The sequence below is a fragment of the Kitasatospora sp. MAP12-44 genome, from assembly GCF_029892095.1.
GTDB lineage: Bacteria > Actinomycetota > Actinomycetes > Streptomycetales > Streptomycetaceae > Kitasatospora.
The window spans coordinates 4330114-4344358 of sequence record NZ_JARZAE010000004.1 but is presented as its reverse complement, the minus strand read 5'-3'; the positions used below and the strand labels follow the sequence as shown (position 1 = coordinate 4344358).

General features: G+C 72.8%; 12 protein-coding genes and 2 tRNA genes. 8 read left to right on the top strand and 6 right to left on the bottom strand.

Translation table 11 applies throughout. The annotated features are described in order from the left end of the window. Positions 1 to 12: 12 nt before the first annotated feature. Positions 13 to 1353, top strand: coding sequence for an MFS transporter (locus P3T34_RS20210; RefSeq protein WP_280667432.1), 1341 nt, complete (start codon positions 13 to 15; stop codon positions 1351 to 1353). Positions 1354 to 1412: 59 nt separating this feature from the next. Here P3T34_RS20210 and P3T34_RS20205 read toward each other — a convergent pair whose 3' ends face one another. Both P3T34_RS20205 and P3T34_RS20200 read right to left on the bottom strand, forming a co-directional pair. Beyond that, positions 1413 to 2243, bottom strand: a complete 831-nt coding sequence (locus tag P3T34_RS20205) for a BRO family protein (protein WP_280667431.1) — start codon at positions 2241 to 2243, stop codon at positions 1413 to 1415. Between the two features lie 182 nt (positions 2244 to 2425). Next, positions 2426 to 3259 carry a maleylpyruvate isomerase family mycothiol-dependent enzyme gene (locus P3T34_RS20200; RefSeq protein ID WP_280667430.1) on the bottom strand — a complete coding sequence of 278 codons (834 nt, stop codon included), beginning with the start codon at positions 3257 to 3259 and terminating at the stop codon, positions 2426 to 2428. 168 nt (positions 3260 to 3427) lie between these two features. On the opposite strand from P3T34_RS20200, the gene P3T34_RS20195 reads away from it, so the two are divergent. The 3 genes from P3T34_RS20195 to P3T34_RS20185 all read left to right on the top strand — a co-directional run bounded on the left by P3T34_RS20195 (position 3428) and on the right by P3T34_RS20185 (position 5829). After that, positions 3428 to 4225 carry a carbon-nitrogen family hydrolase gene (locus P3T34_RS20195; RefSeq protein ID WP_280667429.1) on the top strand — a complete coding sequence of 266 codons (798 nt, stop codon included), beginning with the start codon at positions 3428 to 3430 and terminating at the stop codon, positions 4223 to 4225. A gap of 122 nt (positions 4226 to 4347) precedes the next feature. Next, positions 4348 to 5106: a GntR family transcriptional regulator gene (locus P3T34_RS20190; protein ID WP_280667428.1), complete on the top strand. Its 759-nt coding sequence runs from the start codon at positions 4348 to 4350 to the stop codon at positions 5104 to 5106. A gap of 75 nt (positions 5107 to 5181) precedes the next feature. After that, positions 5182 to 5829, top strand: a complete 648-nt coding sequence (locus P3T34_RS20185; protein ID WP_280667427.1) for a hypothetical protein — start codon at positions 5182 to 5184, stop codon at positions 5827 to 5829. Positions 5830 to 5872: 43 nt separating this feature from the next. Here the strand turns inward: P3T34_RS20185 and P3T34_RS20180 are convergent, their stop codons facing one another. Continuing rightward, positions 5873 to 6652, bottom strand: coding sequence for an SLATT domain-containing protein (locus P3T34_RS20180; RefSeq protein WP_280672245.1), 780 nt, complete (start codon positions 6650 to 6652; stop codon positions 5873 to 5875). A 333-nt stretch (positions 6653 to 6985) separates the two neighbouring features. On the opposite strand from P3T34_RS20180, the gene purD reads away from it, so the two are divergent. From purD to P3T34_RS20160, 4 genes are all read left to right on the top strand, one after another. Further along, on the top strand, positions 6986 to 8239 hold the full coding sequence (gene purD, locus P3T34_RS20175) for a phosphoribosylamine--glycine ligase (protein WP_280667426.1): 1254 nt from the start codon (positions 6986 to 6988) through the stop codon (positions 8237 to 8239). A 518-nt stretch (positions 8240 to 8757) separates the two neighbouring features. Then, positions 8758 to 10323 (top strand): hypothetical protein, encoded by a 1566-nt coding sequence (locus P3T34_RS20170; protein ID WP_280667425.1) that lies wholly within the window; start codon positions 8758 to 8760, stop codon positions 10321 to 10323. Between the two features lie 154 nt (positions 10324 to 10477). Next, positions 10478 to 12013 (top strand): N,N-dimethylformamidase beta subunit family domain-containing protein, encoded by a 1536-nt coding sequence (locus P3T34_RS20165; protein WP_280667424.1) that lies wholly within the window; start codon positions 10478 to 10480, stop codon positions 12011 to 12013. A 74-nt stretch (positions 12014 to 12087) separates the two neighbouring features. Continuing rightward, entirely contained in the window at positions 12088 to 12987 is a 900-nt protein-coding gene (locus P3T34_RS20160) for a phosphoribosylaminoimidazolesuccinocarboxamide synthase (protein ID WP_280667423.1), read from the top strand. Positions 12988 to 13143: 156 nt separating this feature from the next. Here P3T34_RS20160 and P3T34_RS20155 read toward each other — a convergent pair. From P3T34_RS20155 to P3T34_RS20145, 3 genes are all read right to left on the bottom strand, one after another. Beyond that, positions 13144 to 13219 (bottom strand) — tRNA-Gly (locus P3T34_RS20155). A 59-nt stretch (positions 13220 to 13278) separates the two neighbouring features. Continuing rightward, positions 13279 to 13351: transfer RNA gene (locus tag P3T34_RS20150), tRNA-Gly, on the bottom strand. Between the two features lie 200 nt (positions 13352 to 13551). Next, entirely contained in the window at positions 13552 to 13869 is a 318-nt protein-coding gene (locus P3T34_RS20145) for an Lsr2 family protein (protein ID WP_280667422.1), read from the bottom strand. Positions 13870 to 14245: the final 376 nt, after the last annotated feature.

Genomic DNA, 14245 nt, shown 5'->3' with positions numbered 1-14245 from the left:
TCTGGGCGCACTATGACCGTGGACCCAGCCAGCGCCACCCGCTCCCCGTCCGTCCCTGGTCCCCGAATCCCCCCGCCCGCGCTGCTCGCCGAGGTCGCCGCGCCGCCCGGCGGGCGCGCCGCCTGGTCCGCCTGGGGGATCGGCGTCAGCGTCTACGTGCTGGCGGTGATCCACCGCACCAGCCTCGGTGTGGCCGGGCTGGACGCCGCGAACCGGTTCCACATCGGGGCCTCGGCGCTCTCCACCTTCTCGATCCTCCAGGTGCTGGTCTACGCGGCCATGCAGATCCCGGTCGGGCTGCTGGTCGACCGCTACGGGCCGCGCCGGGTGCTGCTGCTGGGGATCACGCTGCTCAGCCTCGGCCAGCTGGCGTTCGCGTTCAGCTCCTCCTTCGGGCCCGCGCTGGCCTCGCGCGCGGTGCTGGGCTCGGGGGACGCGATGACCTTCATCAGCGTGCTGCGGATCTCCGCCCGCTGGTTCCCGGCTGCGAAGAACCCGCTGATCGCCCAACTCAGCGGGCTGGCCGGGATGGGCGGCAACCTGGTCACCACGGTGGTGCTGGCGCAGGCCCTGCACACCGAGGGCTGGACGGCCGCCTTCACCGGCATCGCCCTGCTGGGCGTGGTCGCCTTCGCGCTGGTGGCCCTGCTGCTGCGCGAGGCCCCGGGCCCGCGCGCCGCCACGCCGGCCGCGGCCCCGGACCGGCTGCCCGTGGGGATCCAGGTCAGGACCTCGTGGCGCGAGCCCGGCACCCGGCTCGGCCTGTGGGTGCACTTCACCACGGCGTTCCCCGCCAGCGCCTTCGCGATGCTCTGGGGACTGCCGTACCTGGTGCAGGGCCAGGGCATGAGCCGCGCCCAGGCGGGCGGGATGCTGACCCTGCTGGTCTTCAGCACGATGTTCTTCGCGCTGCTGCTGGGCCGGCTGCTGGCCCGCTCGGCGCGGGCCCGGATGCCGATCGTGCTCTGCGTGATCGCGGCCACCGGCGGCTCCTGGGCCGTCGCGCTCGCCTGGCCGGGCGGGCGGCCCCCGTTCTGGCTGCTGGTGGTCGTCCTGGTGGCGATGGGCAGCAACGGCCCGGCGTCACTCGTCGGCCTCGACTACGCCCGCTCGTACAACCCGGCCGAGCGGCTGGGTACGGCGTCGGGCATCGCGAACATGGGCGGCTTCATCGCCACGATGATCACGCTCTTCGGCATCGGCGTCCTGCTGGACGCCGTCTCGCCGGCCGGGGGCGGGGAGACCTACTCGGCGGGGGCGTACCGGCTGGCGTTCTGCTGGATGTACCTGCCGCTGGTGCTGGGCACGGTGATGATCCTGCGGCTGCGGGGGAAGGTGGGGAAGTCGGTGTAGGGCAGCTGACCTGCGGAAACTCGGTGGCCCTAACTTGAAGTTAGGGCCACCGAGTCCATTCAGGCAGCCATCCGCCGCATCAGCTCGGCGACCTGCTGCGGGCTCCCGTGGATCCGGGCGCCGCCGAGTTCGACCAGCATCAGGCCGGTCGAGGGCTCGTCGTCCCCGGGGCTCGGCGCTGCGGCGGCCGGGTCGGCGGTCACCCGCCGGACCAGCTCGACCAGCTTCAGCTTCCCGCAGCGCGGTATGGCCGTGCCGCCCCGGATGCCGACCTTCTCCACGCTGGTGCACTGGAAGTACGGCCCGAACGGCGGACCGCCGTCCTCCTCGCGCTTCGGAACGCGGAAGTCCATCTCACCGTGGGCACAGTGCACCGTCCCGTCGGAGTGCACGCGGAAGCCGGGCACACCGTCGCGGTCGATCTCCGCGACGATCTGGACCTGCTGCCCGATCGCCTCCGCGAGGGTCTCCGCCATCCGCTGCCGCTGGGTGGGGATGTCGGTGTCGCCGCGCCGGATCGAGGGGAGCAGCTCGCGGGTGACCCACTCCTGGAAGGGGGCGGCGGAGGGCTTGGTCGACCTCATGAGCACCATGTACAGACCGGACTCGTTCACCGTGCCCAGGAGCGGGTTCCCCCGCACATAGGCTTTCTCACCAGGCACAACGCGATAACCCTCAGAATTTCTGATGGTTACCAAGCGCAGGTCGACCGTCCGGCTGTCGGCGGCGTTCACGATCTTGGCGGCCTCGCTCGGGTTACCCCGGCCGAGGATCCTGCACACGTCCGCCGTGACGAACCAGGGCTCGCCGTCGATCATCACCACCCGGACCGGCTGCCCCGTCACCGGGAAGCTCGTTCTCATCAGCACCATGCCGATGTCGTCGTCCATCTCCGGCACCCCCACTTTCTCTAGGAATGGGATGTGTCCGGATCAACGACGTCGAACGCCTGCGGTACTGGCACCGCACGACCGCGCGGGTGTGCGAGGAGTACTCGCCCGGCGCGCGGTCGTACGTGTACGCCAAAAGGGTTGTAACGCTTCGTCAGCGTGTCCGGCCGCAGCGCGCGCGGTCAGAACGTCTGCGCGAAGGCGGCCAGGATCCGCCCGGCCAGCTCGGTGTCGCCGTCGACGCGTACCGCGCCGGTGACGGCCTCCGGGCGGGTGCGGCCGGTGGCCAGGCGCAGGAAGGTCTCCCAGTCCAGGGTGAGCTGGACGTCGGGGCCCAGGGTGATCTGGCCGTCGACCGAGCCGCGGCCGTTCTCGTCGACCCGGACCGTGCGCAGGAACTCGACCGGGCCGGTGACGTCGAGCGCGACGGTGCTGCCGGCCGGGGCGCCGGCCAGCTTGGCGACCACCTTGGGCAGCCCGTCCACCAGGAGGTCGCGGCTGATCAGGGCGGCCGGCGAGGCGAGGTTGCCGGGGGTGCGCAGGGCGCGGCGCAGGTCCTGCTCGTGCACCCAGACGTCGAACACCCGCATCCGCAGCAGCTGGTGGTAGGGCAGGTCGAAGGAGAACGGTCCGCCCGGAAAGCGCACCGTGTCGACGGCCTCGGTCCGGGCGGTGCGCAGTGCGCGCGAGCGCCGGATGATCACGTAGTCCAGCTCCCCGGTCATCTCGGGGGTGGTGTGGCAGCGGCGCTTGTCGACCGGCAGTTCGAGGTAGCGGGAGAGCTCGTCCTTGATGTGCCGCAGGTCGCTGGGCAGCGAGTGGATCGGCCGCGGGTCGCCCAGCAGCTCGGACTCGACCGCGATCACGTGCGAGACGATGTCGCGGACCGACCAGCCCGGGCACTCGGTGGCTCGGTTCCAGGAGTCGCTGGGCAGCGGTGCGACGAGTTCCGATATGGACTCGATGGACTGGGTCCACGCATCGGTGTAGGCCTGCACGGCCTGATTGTCGGTCACGGGAGTTCTCCGGTCGTCCGTCAGCTGCCTACCCGCGCGCCCAGGACAGGTGAAGACGGGAATCCCGGCTTCCGGGCGCGCGCGCTAACCGCACGTTACGCTGCCCGGGAGAGCCGAGCAGCGCTTTCGGGTGACGATCGTAGGTCTCTTGTCGTGGACGGTGGTAGTGTGCGCGCCTCATTGATCCAACTCTCCGTGTCGGACGGCGAGCCGGTGTCCGAACGCCGGGCCCGGGCGGTCGCGCTGGTGCGTGCCCAGGAGTCCGCCGACCTGGTGGTCCTGCCGGAGCTCTGGCCGCTCGGCGCGTTCGCCAATACGGCCTGGTCCGCCGGGGCCGAACCGCTGGACGGTCCGACCGCTGACGCCATGTCAACGGCCGCGCGGGCCGCCCGCGTCTGGCTGCACGCCGGCTCGATCGTGGAGCGCGACCCGGACGGGCCGATCTACAACACCTCGCTGCTCTTCTCACCGGACGGCGAGCTGGTGCGGACGTACCGCAAGATCCACCGCTTCGGCTTCGACAGCGGCGAGGCCGTCACCATGGGCGCCGGGCAGGAGATCGTGACCGCCGCCACGGATTTCGGCGTGCTGGGCCTGGCGACCTGCTACGACCTGCGGTTCCCCGAGCTGTTCCGGGCGCTGCTGGACGCGGGGGCGGAGCTCCTGGTGATCCCGGCCGGCTGGCCCGAGCGGCGCCGCGAGCACTGGACGCTGCTGGCCCGGGCCCGCGCGGTGGAGGAGCAGGCGTACGTGCTGGCCTGCAACACCGCGGGGACGCACGCCGGCGTCGAGCAGGCCGGGCACAGCCTGGTGGTGGACCCGTGGGGCCGGGTGCTGGCCGAGGCGGGCGCGGGCGAGCAGGTGCTCACCGTGGACTTCGATCCGGCCGAGGTCGCCAAGGCCCGCGCCGAGTTCCCGGTGCACCGCGACCGGCTGCTCGGCATCCCCGCCCCGGTGCAGCGCTAGGTCCCGCGTCACGCAGCGTCACGCAGGGTGCCGGTGGGCCGGTGCGCTTGTTCGCGGTCTGCGCAGGTTTGAGAGGATGAGCGTCCGGTTTTCGGTCATCTTGCGCCTGAGGGGGTTGTGCCATGGTCAGTGCCGGTCACGGACGCTTCCCGATCCAGCGCAACAGCCTGCGTGAGCAGATCGCGGGGGCGCTGCGGGAGGAGATGATGGCCGGCCGACTGGCGGCGGGCAGCAACTTCACCGTCAAGGAGATCGCCGAGCTGTACGGCGTCTCCGCCACCCCCGCGCGCGAGGCGCTGGTCGACCTGGCGGCGCAGGGCATGCTGCGCTCCGAGCACCACCGCGGGTTCACCGTGCCGGTGCTCAGCTGGGCGGATTTCCTGGAGATCTTCGAGGCCAGGACGATGCTCACCGACAGCGCGTTCCGGCAGCTGGACGCCCAGCCCGCCGAGGCGCGGGCCGGGGGCTACGACTGGTCCCGGCTCTCCTCGCTGCGCCGACGGGCCGACGCGGCCGTGCGGGCGGCCCGGGCCGGGCAGCTCGACGTGCTGGTGGGCTGCGACCGGCGGTTCTGGCAGGAGATCAGCGCCTTCCTGGGCAACCAGCGGATCGCCGACTACCTGGACTGGCTCCGGGTGCAGTCCTGGATGTTCGCCGCGCCCTACCTGCGGGCCAGCGAGGAGCTGGCCGGGGTGTGCTGGGGCCGCTACAGCGAGCTGGTCGAGCTGATCGAGGCCAGGGATCTGCCCGGGACGAGGCAGCTGGTGAACGACTACAACCTGTCGACCGTGCGGCTGCTGGCCGCGCTGACCGGGGAGCCGCTGGAGAGCGTGTCCGTACTGGGACTGCTGACCGCACCGTACGGTTCGCTGGGCCGGTAGGGTGGATCGGGTTGTCGGCCGACTGGGCGACGACCCGCCGACACCCGCCCGCCAACGGAGAGGAAGCGCTGGTCCGTGGCCTGCGACCTCTGGCTCGTTCCGCTTGTGGACGTTCTGAGCCACAGCCCCGAGAACCCGTTCCGTCAGGACCTCACCGTCTACAACGCGGCGCTGGTCGCCAGCGGCCTGCCCGAGGTGCCGGTCTACGCGTACGCCCCGGGGGTCACCGGCGCGGTCGAGCCGATAGCGGCCTTCGACTACGACTCGCTGCACTTCCTGCGCCGGGCCTACCTGCTGCACCGCACCGGCTTCGCCCTCACCCCGGTGGACGCGCTGGGCGGCGACTACGAGCAGCTGCTCGAGATGTTCGAGAGCACGGCCGAGCACTCGCACCTGGTCTGGCACTTCGACCACGCGGGGGCGTACGTCCCGATCGAGTTCGAGATCCCGCTGGTGGACGAGGCGCTGCTCTCCTCGGGCGGCCCGCTGGGCTCCTCGTACGGGCTGCTGCGCGAGCTGCAGTGGGTGGCCCCGGTGCTGGGCATCGACCCGCTGGATCCGCCGCTGCCCACCCGGCCGCTGGGGCCGACCGGCCTGGAGCAGCCGTTCGGCCCGCCGCTGGACGACGTGCACCCCTACGCCCGGGAGCGGCACGCCTGGGCCGGGCTGTACGCGGCCGCCACCCGCAGCCTGACCCAGGGCTCGATGGTCGTCTTCGCCTGATCCCGGCCCCCGCCCGGCGCCCCCGCTGCCGGCCCGCGCCCGCTCAGCGCAGCGGGCCCTCCGGCGGCCGCTGGCGTGGCATGGTGGGCCGGGTGCCGGGTGGCGGCAGCACGCGCACCTGAGCGCCCGAGCCGCCCTCGTTGCGCCCGCCCCATGTCCCGGGAGCCTGGGTGGGCAGCTGGGTCATCCGGGCCCGGAACTCCAGCATCCACTCCGAGGTCTCGCTGCGGACCATGTCCGACACGTCCTCGCAGAACCGGCGCAGCACGCCCAGGCAGCGCTCGGCGGCCTCACCGGCGGTGCCCTCGGTGGGGCCGAGCACCTCGCGCACGCACTCCGAGGCCCAGTCGAACTGGAACGCCTCCAGTCGGCGCTGCAGTGCCTGGGCGGTGCTGACGTCGCGCATCCAGCCCGAGCTGAGGCCGAACGCCCGGTCGGTGGCCAGGCATCCGGCCGCCAGCGCCAGGCAGACGTACCCCCAGCCCTCGGCGTGCTGCACGGCGCCGGTCAGCGAGACCAGCGGCAGGGCGACCCCGGCCACCCCGAAGCCGACCGCGCCGAAGCGCAGCAGGCGAGCGAGTCGGCGCTTCCAGATCCGGTCGCGCCGGTACCAGTCGATCGCCTCGACGGCACGCTCCTCCGACCAGCGGTAGAGCTCCTCCAACCGCTCGGCGGGCTCCCCCCAGTCCCCGAGTGGGAACTGGCGGGCACTCAGGTCGGCGCGGCGGCGGGTGGCGGCACGCTCCCGGCCGACGGCGGCCGTCGTGGCGGACGGGTCCTCCTCGCCGACGTCCTTGCCCCAGGGACTCTCCTCGGGCTGCATTTCGGGCTGGCTCACCTGTGGGGCTCCCTTGACGGGCCTGCTGCGGGCACTGCTGCTGGCTATCCAACAGCACTTCTTACCGCCAAATGGCTGAGCGTGTGGTCGCTTCCCCAATGATCGTCACCCGAAATGGCGTGCGGAACCCATGGTGAGGGGGTTGCGGAAGTCGGCGGGATTTCACCCTCCCGAGCGAGTCGCCAGCGTGCCGTGCCGCTGACCCGATCCTCGGATCAGCGGAAACTACGAAGACCGGAGCGGTTTTCAGGCTCTGGACTGGAGCTTCGGACAGCCCCGTGGACCGGCCGGATCGCGCCACCGACTACCCTTCCAAGCGTGAAGGTCCTCGTCATCGGCGGCGGCGCCCGCGAACACGCCCTGTGCCGCTCTCTGTCCCAAGATCCCGCCGTCACCGAACTGCACTGCGCCCCCGGTAACGCCGGGATCGCGCAGGTGGCGACGGTCCACCCGGTCGACCAGCTGGACGGCGCGCAGGTCACCGCGCTGGCCCGGCGGCTGGCCGCCGACCTGGTCGTGGTCGGCCCGGAGGCCCCGCTGGTCGCGGGGGTCGCCGATCCGCTGCGCGCGGCCGGCATCCCGGTCTTCGGCCCGTCGGCCGAGGCCGCCCGGTTGGAGGGCTCCAAGGCCTTCGCCAAGGACGTGATGGCCGCGGCCGGCGTGCCGACCGCGCTCTCCTATGTCTGCACCACCCCCGAGGAGGCCGCCGAGGCGCTGGACGCCTTCGGCGCGCCCTACGTGGTCAAGGACGATGGCCTGGCGGCCGGCAAGGGCGTGGTGGTCACCTCCGACCGCGCCGCCGCGCTCGCGCACGCCGCGTCCTGCGACCGGGTGGTGATCGAGGAGTACCTGGACGGCCCCGAGGTCTCGCTCTTCGCGATCACCGACGGCACCACCGTCGTCCCGCTGCAGCCGGCCCAGGACTTCAAGCGCGCGCTGGACGGCGACGAGGGCCCCAACACCGGTGGCATGGGCGCGTACTCGCCGCTGCCGTGGGCGCCCGCGGGCCTGGTGGACGAGGTGCTGCGGAGCGTCCTGCAGCCGACCGTGGACGAGCTGCGCCGACGCGGCAGCACCTTCTCGGGCCTGCTCTACGCGGGTCTGGCGCTCACCTCGCGCGGCACCCGGGTGATCGAGTTCAACGCGCGCTTCGGCGACCCGGAGACCCAGGTGGTGCTGGCCCGGCTGCGCACCCCGCTGGCGGGCGTGCTGCTGGCCGCCGCCGACGGCACGCTGGACACCTTGGAGCCGCTGCGCTGGGACGCCGGCGCCGCCGTCACCGTGGTGGTGGCGGCCGAGGGCTACCCGGTCGCGCCGCGCTCCGGGGACCCGATCGAGGGCCTGGAGAAGGCGGAGGCCGCGGACGGCACGGTCTTCGTGCTGCACGCCGGCACCCGGGCCGACGAGGACGGCCGGGTGCTCAGCGCCGGCGGCCGGGTGCTGTCGGTCACCGGCACCGGCGCCGACCTGGCGCAGGCCCGCGAGCGGGCCTACGCGGGTGTCGCCGAGATCCGCCTGGACGGTTCGCAGCACCGCACCGACATCGCGCTGAAGGCGGCGGCCGGGCAGTAGGCATTCGTCGAGCGAGCGCCCAGGGGCGCTGCGACCGGTCATCCCACCGGACGCAGCGCCCCTGCGCGTTCCCGGCGGTGGTCGGCGGCGGGCCGCCGTCCTGATCGGCGGCCGGATTCCAGTCCTTCGGGTGAATGCGGGGGCATCGGGCTGACGCGGTGGCGTCCCCGGCCGTAGGGTGCGCTGAATCGCGGTGCCGCGGGTGGTGACCCAGGTGGTGTGGACGCGATCGCCGCCGGGTGCTCGGGCCCGCGTGGGGGGAAGCTGCAAGAAACAGCGGGCGGACGGCACGCACGTGTGCCGGGGCCCGGGGTCCGAAATGCGCGCGCAGTCACCGGGACGAGTGGAAACCGGGGCGATCTGGAACACCCACTCGTCCACGTGCGTCAGAACTGGCGTAAGGACTGCGCGGGTTGTCGGGCGGCGATCGGTTGTCGACGCCTTTCGGCCCTGAACCGATCACTTGGATCCGATAGGTCCGACTCCGAAGTCCGACTCCGAAGGGGGTGCAGCGCCGGATGGCCACTCTTGATCCCGCACGCGCCCGTGCCCACGCAGTGCTGCGGATCCGCGGTCTGGCCCGTGCCGCGGCGGTGCTGCCGGCCGCGCTGGCCGTGGTGCTGCTTGCCGGGCGGGTGACCGGCCGGATCGGTGCGCCCGGTTCGCCGGACGCCGCCGCCTGGGACCTCGTCCGCTGGGTGGTCTGCGCGCTGGCGCTGCTCGTCGCGCTGATCGCGCTGGCCGCCGTGCGCCGGCACGCCCGGGCCGTCCCACCGCAGACGCCGGCGGTGCCGGTCCGCCAGCGCGAGGCCCCGGAGCTCTACCGGTTGATCCACGAACTCGCCGACCGCCTCGCGGTGCCCGTACCGTCCGCGATCGCGCTGACGCCGGACTGCGACAGCTGGCTGGAGGAGACCCACTCGGCGCCGAGCACCCTGCTGGGCGCCGTCCGCCCGGTGCGCACGCAGGCGCTGGTGCTGCCGGCGCCGGTGCTGGTGATCGGCTCGCCGTTCCTCTGGTGGATGCGGGCCGGCGAGCTGCGGGCGCTGCTGGCGCCGGTGGTGGCGGGTACCGCGGCGGCCGCCGACCCGGAGATCGCGGCGGCCCGGCGGTTCGTCCGGGGGCTGGACGCCGCGCTCGGCTCGGGTCGGCGCACGCCGTTCGCCCGGCTGCTCGACAGGATCACCGCGCGGCTGCTCAGGGCCTGCCGGGAGCACATCGCCGAGTTGGAGCGGGCGGTCGCGGCGGCCGCCTCCGAGCAGGCCAAGGCGGTCGACTACGGCCTGCGGATCGCCGCGCAGGGCCAGGTCGGCCTGGCCTACGCGGGCTGGGACCGGCTGCTCACCCGGGTGGCCAGGCCCGCCTGGCGGCTGGGGCGCTGCCCGGCCCAGCTGAACGCCGGGGTGGTCGCCGCACTGACCGAGCTGGCCCGCCGCGACCGGCTGGCCGAGGGCTACGAGAGCCGACTCGGCGACCGCCCCGCCTGCGACCTGCTGGAGGAGCCGGGCGGGGTGGACGCGGCGGTGTCGCTGCTGGCCGCCGAGCTCTTCCACGGCCCGGTGCCCGGCGGCCGGGCCGATCTGGACTGGGCGGACTACCCCGAGCAGGTGGTCGACCGCGGCTGGCGGCTGCAGGCGGCCGCCCTGCAGGACGCGCTGGACGAGCTCGCGGCCCGCACCGGTCCGGGCCGGGCGGCGAGCCGGGGTTCCCGCGGCCCGGCGGGCGCATCGGCGCCGACGCTGGCCCAGCTGCTGGACCGGCTGGACCGCGGCGGCGTCGACGAGCTCGCCCGGATACTGGCGGCGGCGCCCCCGGCGGCCGTGCCGGGGGAGTCCGAGCGCGGCGGCCGGGAGCTGCTGGCCGACTGCGTGACGGCGCTGGTCTGCTGCGCGGCCGTCGACAGCGCAGGCGCCCGCCCCGGTCTCGACTGGCTGGACGGACCGGTGCTGCTGCTCGGCGGGGTCCGCCGCGGCGACCTGGCCGGACCGGTCGTCGAGGCGGCCGAGTTCGGCCGGGCGGCCCCGCTGCGGGCCTGGCTGGAGGCCGCCGGTATCCGCGCCGAGAAGCCCGTACGACTGGGCTGACCAGCCGTCAGGCGGCGAGAACCGCAGGCTGCGAGAACCGTTACCACTTGTTGCTACCGTAAGGTGACGCAGTGCCAGGACTCTGTGGTGTGCTAGACCGCACGCAATAGCCAGTGGCACATGCCGTTGGCCGGGGTGCACCGTGGGAGGGCGCGTGGACCAGGAGTCGGGCCGCAGATGGGAGTCCGGGACGCTTGCGCACGGCGTCTCGGACCCGTTCGGACAGGGGCCGTTGCCCTGGCTGCGCAGCCCGGACCACTATCTGGCCGGCACCGGGAGCGCCATCCCCTGGTACGTCAGCGCCGACGCCCCCGGGCAGCGTCCGCTGCCCTCGGCGGTGCCCCAACTGCCCGGCACCCCGCGCAACTCCGACGACGTGCAGCAGCAGATCAAGGGCTTCGCCTCGGCCGGGGTGATCCATCCCGGCGGCTCGGTCGACTTCCGGGTCACCGTGCACCCGCCACGCGAGTTCATCGTCGACGTCTACCGGATCGGCCACTACGCGGGCGCCGGGGCCCAGCACATGACGGCGAGTCCGCGGATCGCCGGCCTGCAGCAGCCCGCGCCGCTGGTGGTCGGCCGCACCGTCAGCTGCCATCACTGGTGGCACTCCTGGCGCTTGCAGATCCCCGCGCACTGGCGCCCCGGCGCGTATGTCGCGGTGCTCACCACGGCGGACCAGCGCCACCGCAGCCACATCCCGTTCACCGTCCGCGACCCGCTCACCGCCGACTCCGCCGCCGAGCTGCTGCTGATCCTGCCCGACGTCACCTGGCAGGCCTACAACCTCTTCCCGGAGGACGGCCGCACCGGCGCCAGTCTCTACCACGCCTGGGACGAGCACGGCGGGCTGCTGGGCGAGGAGGAGGCCGCCGTCACGGTCTCCTTCGACCGCCCGCACGCCGGCGCCGGGCTGCCGCTGCACGTCGGCCACGCCTACGACTTCATCCGCTGGGCCGAGCGGTACGGCTACGACCTCGCCTACGCGACCGCCTCCGACCTGCACGCGGGCCTGGTCGTGCCGGGCCGCCACCGCGCGCTGATCTTCCCCGGTCACGACGAGTACTGGTCCGAGCCGATGCGCCGGACCGTCGAGCGGGCCCGCGACGGCGGGACGTCGCTGGTCTTCCTCTCCGCGAACACCATGTACTGGCGGGTCGACCTGACGGCCGGCCCCTCGGGCGTGCCGGGCCGGCTGCTCAACTGCCGCAAGCGCCAGCGCGTCCCGGCCGGCACCCCGGCGACCGGGCTGCCCGGCGCGGCCGGCGCGCTCTGGCGGGACGCGGGCGAGCCGGAGCAGCACCTGCTGGGCATCCAGTACGCCGGCCGGGTCGCCGAGCCGGCCCCGCTGACGGTGGCCAACGCGTCGCACTGGCTCTGGGCCGGCACCGGACTGCGGGACGGCGGCCGGGTGGAGAACCTGGTCGCCGGGGAGGCGGACCGCTACTTCCCCAAGGTGGCGCTGCCCGTGCACACCGAGCGGATCCTGCTGGCGCACTCCCCCTACCGGGACGAGCAGGGCCGGGTGCGCCACCAGGAGACCTCGCTCTACCGCGCGCCCAGCGGCGCGTACGTCTTCGCCTCCGGCACCTTCGCCTGGTCCCCCGCGCTGGACCGGCCCGGCCACACCGACGAGCGGATCCAGCGCGCCACCGCCAACCTGCTCGATCAGCTCGGCAAGGGCGGCTGACCTGCACGGCAGGGGGCGCATGAAAGACTCGGGCTCCAGCACAGCGACCCCCACTCGTGAGGACTGAGACGACCTTGAGCGGATTTGTCACCAAGCCCGAACCGGTCCAGGTGCCCGGCCTGACCCACCTGCACACCGGAAAGGTCCGCGACCTCTACCAGGACGCGGCGGGCCGGCTGGTCATGGTGGCCAGCGACCGCACCTCGGCCTTCGACTGGGTGCTGCCCACCGACATCCCCGACAAGGGCCGGATCCTCACCCAGCTCTCGCTCTGGTGGTTCGACCGGATCTCCGGCCTGGTGCCCAACCACGTGATCTCCACCGAGGTCCCGGCCGGCGCGCCCGCCGACTGGGCCGGCCGCACCCTGGTCTGCCGGTCGCTGGAGATGTTCCCGGTGGAGTGCGTGGCCCGCGGCTACCTCGCCGGCTCCGGCCTGCTGGAGTACCAGGAGAGCCGGACGGTCTGCGGCATCGCGCTGCCCGAGGGCCTGGTCAACGGCTCCGAGCTGCCCGCCCCGATCTACACCCCGGCGCTCAAGGCCGAGGTCGGCGACCACGACGAGAACGTCGCGTACGAGGAGACCGCCCGCCGGATCGGCGCCGAGCACGCCGCCCTGCTGCGCCGGACCACGCTGGACGTCTACACCCTGGCCCGGGACATCGCCCGCGAGCAGGGCATCATCCTGGCCGACACCAAGTTCGAGTTCGGTCTGCTGGACGGCGAGCTGGTGATCGGCGACGAGGTGCTGACGCCGGACTCCTCGCGGTTCTGGCCGGCCGACCAGTGGCAGCCGGGTGTCGCGCAGCCGTCCTTCGACAAGCAGTTCATCCGGGACTGGCTGGCCTCGCCGGAGTCCGGCTGGGACCCCCGGGGCGAGCTGCCGCCGCCGGCGCTGCCGCAGGCCATCATCGAGCGCAGCCGGGCCAAGTACGTCGAGGCCTACGAGCGGCTCACCGGCATCGACTGGGTCTAGCCCGCAGTCCGGTCTCCTTTGCCCGTTGCCCGTGCAGGCCTTTGCGCGCGCAGGACCGGCAAAGGAGACCGGCAGGGGACGTGCGGGATACGGGGGGATACGGGAGAAGCGCGGGGAATGCGAAAAGGGCCTCCCGAAGGAGACCCTTTTCGACTGTGGAGCGGACGACGAGATTCGAACTCGCGACCCTCACCTTGGCAAGGTGATGCTCTACCAACTGAGCCACGTCCGCATGATCTTCACTTGTTCTGCCAGGTACTGCTGTGCTCTGCAACCTTAACGGATGCTGCGAGCGGACGACGAGATTCGAACTCGCGACCCTCACCTTGGCAAGGTGATGCTCTACCAACTGAGCCACGTCCGCATGGTGCCTTGGAAGGTACCAGTCGCTGCTCCCGGTTCCCCCGGTTGCGGCGACGAGAATTACTCTACCCCATCGCCGGGACTGGTTGCGCCGCCCTTCCGTGGCCGTCCGCACGACGGCGGTGGAAGGGCGGCGCCGCAGGTCACCGGCCGAAGCGGGTGACCTGCGGGCGACCTGTGGGCGACCTGTGGGTGATCGCGTCAGTTCGCCTCGGCGAAGGCCTCGTAGACGTGCTTGGGGATGCGGCCGCGGGCCGGCAGTTCCATGCCGCGCGACTGGGCCCAGGCGCGCACGGCGGCCGGGTCGGGCGCGAGCGCGGTGCGGCGGAAGGACTTTCCGGTGCGGCTCTGGCGGCGGCCGGCCGCGACGAAGGGGGCAAGCGCCTCCCGCAGCCTTTCCGCGTTGTCCAGGGACAGGTCGATCTCGTACGACTTCCCGTCGACGCCGAAGTGGACGGTTTCCGCGGCAGCGCCGCCGTCCAGGTCGTCGGAGAGCGTGACAACTACACGCTGAGCCATGGGTGTCAATCCTCTCGGCAATTCGGCCGCCGGGCGCGGTGTGCCCCGGGGGCCCTTGTGCGCCGGTCGCGCAAGGGTATACGGGCAGACCGGAGGCCTGCCGGTTTCGCAGCTCCTGCCACCACCGGTGGCCCTATTCTGCACCCGCGGCGAGTGGAAATCGATGGGAACTGCATTCTTTTCTGGATATTCACCTTCCTTCGCTGTCGCACCGATAGGGGGTATCCGTGGTCGATCTGTCCGGTGTGCCGGTATTCGGGCACTCCGGAAGTGCGGATCGGCGGCCAGATGAGAGATTCATTAAAGGGGGAGAAAACGGGCGCCCGGGAGCCCGGAACCCTTGGGGCGTAAGGGGCGCGCATCTACGCGCGTTGCG

Coding starts and splice junctions, on each gene's coding strand:
- P3T34_RS20210 (WP_280667432.1), top strand. CDS start 13: ATGACCGTGGACCCAGCCAGCGCCACCCGCTCCCCGTCCGTCCCTGGT.
- P3T34_RS20205 (WP_280667431.1), bottom strand. CDS start 2,243: ATGGACGACGACATCGGCATGGTGCTGATGAGAACGAGCTTCCCGGTG.
- P3T34_RS20190 (WP_280667428.1), top strand. CDS start 4,348: ATGGTCAGTGCCGGTCACGGACGCTTCCCGATCCAGCGCAACAGCCTG.
- P3T34_RS20180 (WP_280672245.1), bottom strand. CDS start 6,652: ATGCAGCCCGAGGAGAGTCCCTGGGGCAAGGACGTCGGCGAGGAGGAC.
- P3T34_RS20170 (WP_280667425.1), top strand. CDS start 8,758: ATGGCCACTCTTGATCCCGCACGCGCCCGTGCCCACGCAGTGCTGCGG.
- P3T34_RS20145 (WP_280667422.1), bottom strand. CDS start 13,869: ATGGCTCAGCGTGTAGTTGTCACGCTCTCCGACGACCTGGACGGCGGC.